The organism is Pseudomonas sp. CFBP 8770 (assembly GCF_014841705.1).
Classification (GTDB): Bacteria; Pseudomonadota; Gammaproteobacteria; order Pseudomonadales; family Pseudomonadaceae; genus Aquipseudomonas.
On sequence record NZ_JACYUL010000014.1, the window covers coordinates 1 to 10,234 of the forward strand.

Below are 10,234 nucleotides of genomic sequence, written 5' to 3' on the forward strand. Positions count from 1 at the left end.
ATGGTGGGCTGCCACCGGCTCAGGCCGAGAAAAAACTTAACGTCGTGTCCGGGATCAGTTGACCACTACACTGAGCGCACAGTCGAATTACATCAATTACATGCATGCATTCGTTCATGATTTAACGGCGAGTTGCGGCTTTATCTTACTCATACCCATTGTTGAGTCCAACGTCGATTTAGTAGGATGTGTCAAATCTTCGGCCAGTGCGCAACTTAATAGGGTATTTAGGATTACTCGCGAATCTGCATGCAATCGAAAAAGTCGTCAGTTGCATATCCAACGCTACAGTCTGCATCGAACCGGTCGTTGATTCTTTTGAGCTTCATCCGCTTTGCCTCGTGGGGTGAGATCGGGAAGAATGCTCCACCAGGCTCTTCATGCATAAAGAAATCGCCGAGCTTGGCTTCACAGTGTTCGCAATGATTCATCCAGTAACGCCTGCCTACTATTTTGCTGTAGGCGAGTTTGAACCTGCTGGTGAAGCGATAGATCTGCTTGGTGACTCGGGGGGAGAGGCGGCTGACATTGGAGGCCGTACCGCGATACCCGTAGCATTTCCACTCACCGAGGTTGCTTGTGAGCGCGAAGTCTTCGCCCTCATCCTCTTCCACGTAATGATCGAATTGTTCGTGCTGCTCTGGCAGCTTGAATGAGTACACGCGGGTTGGGGTGGAACAGGCCCAGCAATCCGAAACTGACTCCATGACGTAGTAGTACTGCGCTCTGACGCTGAATTCTGGCGCTTGCTCCAAGTTCCCGTGCTGGGTAACCGCCAGCCATCTAGTCAACGGGCCGATTTCTACCCCTTCGGGGATGTACCAAGTCTTTTGGGACGGGTCCCATCGGGCACCGAATGATTTCGCCTCATCCTTCTCTGAGAATGGGACAGCGAGATTGATCCTTTCCATTGCTGTATCCATACACCGTGATCATCAGTAAGCGCAGAGGCCCATGCTAGAGCTATCCAGTATTGCCTGAAGGCTCAGTATCCCAGAAATCATCGCGTAGGTAGAGTGCATGTCGTGTCGGATAGTGGGCGGGCATAAACCGCAGGCGGGCGTGGTGCTTAGGTTTTCAATCAGATCGCCTAACTCGCTGCGCGGAAAGCGCCCAGTTGGGGGGCGTTGATGGCATACCTGGTCTGGGGTGCACTAGTCGGCATAATCCGTTGTAAATTGCGTCTGTATTTCAGCCCGTCAAGGGACAACAGTTTGATTAGTGAATACGAGCAAGGGATGCATGAGCAGGCTGGAGGTGCCGATGCCCAAAACCACCTCCACACAGCTAGGCTGATTGAGGATGGAGGCTGTGAATGACTTTGATTGTCCAGGTCTTTCAAAGTGTGACAGCTGTGAGCGCATTGGTGTTCGGCTATGTGAAGCTTTCGGCTGTCGAGAAGATCAGCGCTCATTCGTTGTTCAGGCGAACCGCATTTCTTTCTGCTATGGGAGGGATCGTCGCTATTTCGGTATGGCAAGTCGCAGCGTTCGCTTTTCGGGGACGGCCTGCCAACCAGAAAGGAAATACTCTGACTGCTGTTGAATCTCTGGAATATGACCATCTACACGATTTTGGGGATAGGCCTGTTCGCGTACCTGTTAAAGCAACCACTGCACCCGTTGGCTGAGCATGTAGGGGGTATTACCTCCGTGAGTGGTAACTCAAATCCGAAGTGACAGTGCCTTCTGAAAAATCCGTCGACTCTCGTAATCCTCGGTGAAAAGGATCAAGCATGGCCTACGTAACAGATGAGCGGTTGAAAGGATATTTGGACACAAACCAGCTGCATCGCGAGCAAATGTGCCTGAGTATACTCGCACTGGATAAACGATTTACAAATGTGCGGCCACGCCATCCTCGGGGCGGTCCTGATGGAGGTAGAGACATCGAAGCACAATTCAGAGCTACTGAACTGGCCTACGGGGCTGTTGGCTTCGTTAACCAAGCCGCAGATATTGAGGAAAAGAAACGCACAGCCCGAGCGAAGTTCGCCGATGACCTTGAGAGCGCGTGGACAGCTGTTCCAAGCCCGTCCGTTTTCATCTTTCTCACCAATGTCAATTTTACGGTAGGGGAGAAGTCTGACCTCGTAGCTCTGGCAAAAGCCAAAGGTTTTAGCTTTTGCGAGATTCTCGACCGTGAGCGTCTTCGAGTGGCTCTTGATAGCGCAGATGGTTTTGCAGCGCGATTTCAGTATCTGGGGATTTCGATGTCTGAGGCCGAGCAGGCTAGCTTTTTCGCGAAATGGGGGGATGAAATACAGTCAGTCATTGCGACTGGCTTCCAAGAGGTGCACTCTACGCTTTCACAGCTGCTTTTTCTGCAAGAGGCTACGCAACCTATATCCGGCGTGCATGTGCAATTCAAGCTTGATAGAGAATACGATGCCAGTGAGATTGGGCATTTTCGAGCGTTTTGCTACATCTGGCTGCGCGAACCCAAGCTTGATATTTGCTCATTGCTATTTGGATCTACAGACAAATCTGACAGGTTTCGTACGGACATTAAGGAAAAGGTTGATGAGTTTGCCGGAATTGCTCACGGAGTTGCGTCAGGTCAGTGGAAGTTAGGCTGGAAGAGTTTGGCTGAGATAGAAGTGAGCGCCCAAACCAGTCAAGAAGAGGAAGATGAGCAGTTTGATGAGTACGTACAGATCGGATGCAGCTCTGCGGTTGGCAGGAAGTTAGTCGAGCGCGTTGTTGTTAGCTATAGCACAGACAGCTTTATTCGGTACGAGCCAGTGTTGTCATTGATGGATTTCGATGAGTCTATGATAATGCCAGTATTAAGTCGCTCGCTCGCAGAGAAGGTGGAGCGCATACGCATTATCTCAAATGGATACTTGCTGGCCGATTTAGACAAGACTGATTTTCGAATCGACGATGTTGCCTTTGCTTTCGAACTCGATAGCTCCTTCTCAGAAAGCGAATTGGCCGACCCTTGGGTTCGCATCCGTCCATCAAAACTTGCTTCGTCTTTCAGCTTGCATTTCTCAGGTAATGTTCCGGCTCGCATGTTTAAATCCAAGAACCTGTCATCGGAGTGATGTTTTAGAGAACATTCGTAATGCAGCAGCAGTCGCACAACTGCAAAGTTGTGCGACAAGTTTTGTATTTGCTGGTTTTAGTGTTTTTAGGGGCGTGTTAGCTTGTTGTAAATCATGTTAAACCGGGAATGCAATTTGCGATGGAATAATAATGAGCCATTTAATTGGTTATGCCGCGTTTCAACACGGGGCCAGAGTCTTGAGCATCAGCATTCTCAGTAAGCTGAACAAGGATGCGTTAGGATTTTCGAAGAGAAGGTTAGTGGTACTAAACGAGATAGGCCCAAGCTGACTGGCATGCTCTATCATCTCAGGGACGGGGATGTCGTGATCGTGACGCGTCTTGACCGTCTCGCCAGGTCGACCTCCGATTTGTTGGCCGTTGCTGAGTTGTTACGGGACTGTGGGGCAGGGTTGCGCTCGCTTGCAGAGCCTTGGTCTGACACGACAACCCCGGCAGGACGGATGACCTTGACCGTCTTCGCAGGAATTGCAGATTTAGAACGATCATCGATTGCAGAGCGTACCAGTGCAGGCAAGTAGGCTACTAAATACAGGGGGGTAAAATTTGGTCCTAAACATGCGGTCAATCCCTCACAAACTGCGTGCTCGTGAGTTGCTCGAAGCAGGGCGTCTAGTCTCGGAGCTTTCAAAGATTTTCGGCGTACACAGAGCGGCCGTTTACCTTGCACTGGGTCGTGGGTGACGCAGTGGCGACTGCATATTCTATTGTCGGAGAATCGAATGCTATGCCTAGAGAATCTATCGGCCACGCCTACCAGTTGCGGATGCACTGGTGAGGCGAATGGCCCATTAGGGTGTGTTATCCCATTGGCCTAAATCGCCGCGTCTCCGTCCCCGCCGTCCGGTCTTAAAATAGCACCCATAGTGTTTCTGTTGCATTGGTATAACTACATATAGTATTTTTGACCTTCTGGTGTGTAATGGCTATCGTCCACTCGAACGATGCCCCATCCTGAGGGACATAGCATGCATATTGTTCGGTTTTTTCCTATCGGCAACGCCGATACCTGCCTGATTGAGCTTGCCAACGGTCGTCGAATTCTCTTCGACTTCGCGGACATGCATAACCCCGATGACGCTGATGACAAGCGTTGCGACCTTGAAAAAGAGCTGCGCGACATTCTCGGGGATGACAAGGTCATTGATGTTGTTGCGTTCACCCATCTGGACCGTGATCATTGTCACCGCGCCAAGGAGATCTTTTGGCTTGAGCACGCTGAGAAATATCAGGATGATGACCGAATCAAGATCAAGACGCTCTGGGTTCCTGCCCATGCTGTGCTAGAGAAGGGGATCACAGGCCAAGCCCGCACCCTTCGTGCCGAAGCCCGGCACCGCTTCATCAAAGGCGAGGGGGTACGGGTTTTTTCTCGGCCTGAAGAGCTGGAGGACTTCCTTACCGAGCGCGACATCGATCCCGCGAAGCGCCGAAACCTGATAAGCGACGCAGGCACCCTGTGCCCAGAGTTCAACCGGGAACACGATGGGGTGGAGTTCTTCGTGCATTCGCCTTTCGGGAAGCGTGATCAGGATGATGTGGTGCGCGTCCGGAATAACGACGCGCTTTTCATGCAGGCAACGTTTGAGGTTGATGGCCAGCAGACGAAGATGGTCTTGTCGGCTGACGTCACTCATGAGGTCATCGACAATATCGTCGAGGTGACCAAGTATCATGGGCGAGAGTCTCGACTCGAATGGGATATCAATAACGTCCCGCATCACTGTAGCTACAAGTCTCTGTCTGATGAGAAGGGTGACAGCAAAACCGAGCCAACGGAGACCTCCAAATGGTTGTACGAAGAGGCTGGTCAGGCCGGTGGGCTGCTGGTCAGCACTTCCAAGGTCATACCAAGTAATGATGAGGACAAACAGCCTCCTCACCGGCAGGCGGCTGCATACTACAAGGATGTTGCCAACCAGTTGGGCGGTGAGTGGATCGTTGCGATGGAGCACCCCACAAAGACTAAGCCTGAGCCACTGGTTATCGAGATCAAGAACACCGGCTATAAGATCAGGAAGCAGACCCCCAAGGTGGTCATCACCACTGCTGCGCCGCGCGCGGGAGTTTAATGATGGTTGAGGCGTTTGAAGCCCCTCGATCTCGGTTGGCTCGCTCGGTCGTCTGGTATTTAAGCGAGTCTCCGAACTATCCCTATGCGACTCTAACTGGCGTCAGTCGAGACTGCGCATTCGATGTGCTGGATATCGAGCTTGAGATTGAGCTGGAGCAGCGCCGGAAGGTCCCGATCCGGCCCAGGGAGCCAGTTCGACTTATCTTCATGTCCAGCGACGACGCTTGGCCACCGCGAGTGCTTTCGATGCGTGAGGACTTCCCAGTTGGCATGGTCCACACCAATCTTGACCGTGAAGCGGGCGGGTTGGGGTTGTGTATTTGGGAGGAAGCGTGGTCGGATTTGGCGACCAACCTCACCGGTCAAGCGTTGGTCGAAAGGATTCGTGCCTGGTTCTCCTCTATGGGCGCTGGCACTGTTCATGATGATGATCAGTTTCTGGAGCCGTTGATCCTCTCAGGCTCACACACGCTTATCATCCCGCCTGGAGAAATGAAGGGCCCTTGGTACATCCAACAGTCCTACAAGCACTACGGCCAGATCATTCTGGGCATGTCGAAAGAGAAGTCTGAGAAAGAGGGCGTCGGTCAAAATTTCGCCATCTACACGCCACAACTATCTGGTCAGCTACACCGTGGTCTTGCCAGCACGCCATACGACTTAGGCGCACTACAAAGCCTGTGTTTGGACTTTGGTTTTGACTTGGTTGAGGACTTGGCACAGTGGTTACTTTCGCCCGAGCAGTTGATCGATGCGCGTAATCGTCAACCTTTGATGATCATAACGGTGCCAAAGCGCCGTACGGTGGATGGTCCGGACGAGCAGCCGGAGGTGTGGTGTTACACCCTTGGCCAAAGCCTGGCTGAGCTTGGCGAGCGGCTGGATGTCACGATCACTGAAGCCAAGACTGGGCTTACCACATCAAAGCTATTCGGGAGTGTCAGTAACGCTGACCTATCATCAATTCACATGGCCCCCTGGCGTGTCGTGCAACGGCTGGATCGGGCCACAGCCCGCCATTTTGCGGGCACGGCGCATAATACAGATACCCCTTTGCTGGCAATTGGTGCCGGTGCTATCGGGTCGAACGTGACCATGATGGCGGCCCGGTCCGGCATAGGCCCTTGGGTTGTGGTGGACGGGGATATCACCCTGCCGCACAACACGGTTCGCCAGGTGCAGAAAAATGCCTCGGTAGGATATCCGAAGGCATACACATTGCAGATGGAGCTAGATCAAGTATTTGAAGGCGGCGGGAATGCTTCAATCCCAGTCAATATCTTCGCAGCTGGAGAGCAGGTGGCTGCTTTGGATGCTGCTGTAGCAAACGCCGAGATCGCTATCGATTTCAGCGCTTCACCGGCGGTGTTGGGCTGGCTGGCTGATCAACCCGTGAAACGAGGGGCCAGTGCCTTCTTCGGGCCCGATGGTTCCGACTTGGTTGTGCTCGCAGAGAATAAATCTCGGGTCGTCAGGCTTGATGAAATCGAGGCCCAGTACTTTTGGTCTGTGGCTACCGAAGCACGTATGAAAGGGCATTTATCCGCTGCCCGGTTGGACACAATCCGCTACGCCAATGCCTGTCAGGATCTGTCGCGTCCTCTTCCGCCCTGGCAGCTTCAGACGCTTTGTGGACTGGCAGCGGGGCAGGTGGCACAGCTAATCGAGAATGATGACGCATGTTTTAAAGTCTGGAGGCTGGAACCTGAGACGGGGGCTGTCCAAGCAGTTGTTATCCCTGTTCACCGGGTACATCGCTACCAAGAAGGGGCTATGCGTGTATCTATGACGGACGAGGTCGTCAGCACGATGCGGGAGCTTCGTCGTAAAGCGGGCAGAAACGAAACGGGGGGTGTGCTGATAGGCACCTTTGATCTGGTTCGCAATGTGGCTCATGTCGTCGCGGCGCTTCCGGCTCCCCCCGACAGCAAACAAGCCCCGACCTATTTCATCCGTGGCAAAAAAGATCTCAAGCCACGGATCGAAGTATTGGCTGCTGGATCAGCGGGGCGTTTGCACTACATCGGAGAATGGCATAGCCACCCTGGAGCCGTGCCTGCCAGGCCCAGTGATGATGACGAGGGGGTATTTGCGCACCTCGAAACTCATCTGGGATCGGTAGGGTTGCCGCACATTATGGCCATTTGCGGCGAGCGTGATTCCTGGATTCGAGCAGGTTGGTCTGAGTGTGGGGTGGTGGAAGGAGTCTTAACACATGGGCATGAATGAAGTCCTATCGGTTTCTCAGGTTCAGGATACCGATAAGATCGCGCTGGCCTTGTCGGGCGGTGGTTCCAGAGCCATGGCCTTCCATTTGGGCTGCTTGCGTGCGTTGCACGATCTCGGGGTACTTCAGCGTGTGTCAACGATCACTGCCGTTTCGGGTGGAAGTGTGCTGGCGGGCCTCTATTGCAGCTACCCAGGTGACTTTGAGGCATTCGAGGCCAGGGCGCGGGACCTCCTTCGTCAAGGATTCGCCAAGCCCGCTCTTCGACGGGCGCTGACTTCCTTAGATGGCGTCAAGGCAGTGGCGTACTTCAGTGCCTTGGTAGCCGAGAGGTCGGCTGCATCCATCTGGCGTATTGGCCAGCGAATTTTGGGGAGGTGGACGCCTGGCGAGCATTGGCCCAATACCGTTCCATTTCTGCGCAAGGTCAGTCGAACGACCATCATGCGAAATGTGTTCAGTAAGACCTTCAACAGTTCTTTGCTAAAGAATCTTCGGCAAGATCGCCCGCAGCTGATCGTGATCGCATGCGAGCTTCGAGCAAAGGCGGCTTTTTACTATACTAGGGACCGGCTCCACTGCTGGCGATACGGTTCGGCCAGCTCAGCGGATGTTGAGCTGGCAGATGCCGTCGTGGCTTCAGCGGCGTATCCAGCATTTCTTCCAGCCCTGGATCAGCGCCTGATCTTCACCAAAAGCAATGAAGAGAAGTCCCACAGGATCACGCTCACGGATGGTGGAGTATACGACAATCTCGGTTTGGTGCCGCTGTGGCCGGACCGTGATTTTTCGGACAGTCTACCTTTACCAAAGCATGACTGGATCATTGCCTGTCGGGCTGGCTATGGCCTCGAAGTGACTGAGCCTGCTTCCATGTGGGGGGCGCGAATGAATGCATCATTTGAGAGTGTGTTCGCCAGATCCCAGAATCTCGCAATGAAACGTCTCTTTGATCTCAAAGAGCTGGGCAAGCTGAAGGGTTTTTTGCTGCCCTATCTTGGGCAAAATGACGGCACGCTTAAATTCACCAACCGCGACATGGTAACCGCCGAGTCGACCGCAGGCTATGCAACAAATTTCAATGCGATGGACATGGAGTGGATCGAACGACTGGTGGGGCGAGGCGAGCAGATTGTCCATGCGCAGTTCAAAGAGCACTGGCAGTAGTTTGAGCTGCCGTCACCGGTCAGGGCTTGTTCTTAGCGTCCAGCCCACCTAAAGCGGGCAGTTTAGCTGCCGGTCTGTTCATCGATTAAAAATTAAGTGTGCCTATGTAGTAGTCAAGATCTCGAACACCGAAATCTTCGTTTGGCTTGTTTTCGTCGTCGAGCCAGTCACGCTTGCCATAGGTTTTCCATGAAGCGTAGCAATGGACTTTTCGCCCATCAGGGATGAACGTTATGTCGCCAGCTTTATTTTGAGTGATCTTTTTATAACCCTGATAGTAGGTTAGGTGTCGGCTGCGTGCTTCACCAATCACAATAATCTTGGGCTTCAATTTTTCTAGCCATTTTCCGGGGAGTTTTCCCGACTCTCGGCCATGGTGAGGTGCGAATACAATTGTCGTTTCAGGGAGTTCGATATGGTCAAATATCTTCTCCATAAAGTCCGTTTCCAAGTCGCCCAGCCAAAGGAAGCTTGGGCCAGCTTCTATCGCGTATCGAACAACCAGGGAGGTGTTATTGAAGGCCTTTCCGTCTGTTGAGGCCTGAAGAGCGGCTTGAAAATCCTCATTGTTAAGATCAGGCCAAAGAAATTTTAATCCGGCACCGTCTCGTGCATCATCGCTAACGTTGGCCCACTTACGGCTACAGTTTTTGTAGACATAAAAAGCATTGCTTCCATCTCGAAGTTTTTTATAATGCTTAAACGAGTCTGATTCATCCGGTTTGTTGGCATCATTTTTCACGACGTAGAAGTTTTGAATAGGCATCTTTTCGTCAAGATACTCTATGCCTTGTAGGTGGTCTTCGTCAGGATGTGTAGAGATGAAGCGCTTAATTCCTTTGTCTTTGGATTCTTGAATAAGTTCGTCGACTAGCCATTTTTTATGGTCGCCGAATAACTGGCAGTCAATGATAGTGAAGTTGTCGCTGTGGTGCTTTATGTAGAACATGTCGCCGTTGCCGACGGTAAAAGATCGGATCATTGCCATAGCACACCTTACTTGGTTGTGTTGGATTTGTGGGTGCGGATTAGAGCTTCACAACTTAGGATTAGTTGGCGGCCATAGGCGCGAGAGGCTTCTCTCACTGCCGATTTATTAACAGCGACCGTTAAGTATGCGGAATGCAAAATTACGGCTGCTACGGTCAAGTAAATCTTTTCTCCCACGTTTGGAAGTGAGGCAAAATAATTCGGTTCGAAGTACAAGATTCCAGCACAGAGCAGCAGGACTACCAAATTACACGCCAGGCCGGTCGGCTTGAGGCCTGAAAGGTTTCGGCGGAAGCCGTACGTAATGTTTTCGCCAAAGAGAAGTGGGTAAGCGGTGTGATCGCGTGTTTCTTCGCGCAGCCAGGCGTTGGCTGAACGGTAAAAATCGGTGGAGCGCTGAGGAAAATTTTGCTCATCCTCGGGGGTAGGTGCGGGGAGGACCAGTTGCTCAGCGATAAAGTTTCGATACCGATCCTTTGAGCCTTCCGGAACATCGGGATTTCCCCGGTGCCATTGATTCGGTGTTTCGCCCGTTCCTAGACGTTCTTGGAGCTTTTTCCCTTTGTGCCTAGCCATATCGGCGAATGCGAAAATGAGCACAAGGCCCATGCTGGCCGCGATCACCTGGGAGAGAGCTAGGGAAACTCTGAAAAAGGCTTCCAGATTTGGTGAAATACCCGCCTCACAGGAATCGAACGGTTGAGT

8 protein-coding genes and 1 pseudogene are annotated in these 10,234 nt (G+C 52.3%); 6 read left to right on the forward strand and 3 right to left on the reverse strand.

The genetic code is table 11. The annotated features are described in order from the left end of the window. Window positions 1-233 precede the first annotated feature (233 nt). Window positions 234-911, reverse strand: a complete 678-nt coding sequence (locus tag IFT98_RS20865; protein ID WP_192051401.1) for a DUF5710 domain-containing protein — start codon at window positions 909-911, stop codon at window positions 234-236. Between the two features lie 404 nt (window positions 912-1,315). Here IFT98_RS20865 and IFT98_RS20870 point away from each other — a divergent pair, with 404 nt between their 5' ends. The 6 genes and pseudogenes from IFT98_RS20870 to IFT98_RS20895 all read left to right on the forward strand — a co-directional run bounded on the left by IFT98_RS20870 (window position 1,316) and on the right by IFT98_RS20895 (window position 8,539). Continuing rightward, window positions 1,316-1,630, forward strand: coding sequence for a hypothetical protein (locus IFT98_RS20870; RefSeq protein WP_192051403.1), 315 nt, complete (start codon window positions 1,316-1,318; stop codon window positions 1,628-1,630). Window positions 1,631-1,735: 105 nt separating this feature from the next. Beyond that, window positions 1,736-3,049: a hypothetical protein gene (locus tag IFT98_RS20875; protein ID WP_192051404.1), complete on the forward strand. Its 1,314-nt coding sequence runs from the start codon at window positions 1,736-1,738 to the stop codon at window positions 3,047-3,049. A 151-nt stretch (window positions 3,050-3,200) separates the two neighbouring features. Continuing rightward, a pseudogene (locus tag IFT98_RS20880) lies at window positions 3,201-3,755 on the forward strand (recombinase family protein). 284 nt (window positions 3,756-4,039) lie between these two features. Then, a complete protein-coding gene (locus tag IFT98_RS20885; RefSeq protein WP_192051406.1) occupies window positions 4,040-5,143 on the forward strand; it encodes a hypothetical protein in 1,104 nt (367 codons plus the stop codon). 2 nt (window positions 5,144-5,145) lie between these two features. Further along, window positions 5,146-7,374: a Mov34/MPN/PAD-1 family protein gene (locus IFT98_RS20890; RefSeq protein WP_192051408.1), complete on the forward strand. Its 2,229-nt coding sequence runs from the start codon at window positions 5,146-5,148 to the stop codon at window positions 7,372-7,374. Then, window positions 7,361-8,539, forward strand: coding sequence for a patatin-like phospholipase family protein (locus tag IFT98_RS20895; protein ID WP_192051410.1), 1,179 nt, complete (start codon window positions 7,361-7,363; stop codon window positions 8,537-8,539). The genes IFT98_RS20890 and IFT98_RS20895 overlap by 14 nt, the downstream gene beginning before the upstream one ends. A gap of 85 nt (window positions 8,540-8,624) precedes the next feature. Here IFT98_RS20895 and IFT98_RS20900 read toward each other — a convergent pair whose 3' ends face one another. Together IFT98_RS20900 and IFT98_RS20905 are read right to left on the reverse strand one after the other, a co-directional pair. Next, a complete protein-coding gene (locus IFT98_RS20900; protein WP_197976792.1) occupies window positions 8,625-9,521 on the reverse strand; it encodes a ComEC/Rec2 family competence protein in 897 nt (298 codons plus the stop codon). A gap of 14 nt (window positions 9,522-9,535) precedes the next feature. Beyond that, the coding region (locus tag IFT98_RS20905; protein WP_192063063.1) for a hypothetical protein at window positions 9,536-10,234 on the reverse strand (699 nt) is incomplete at its 5' end.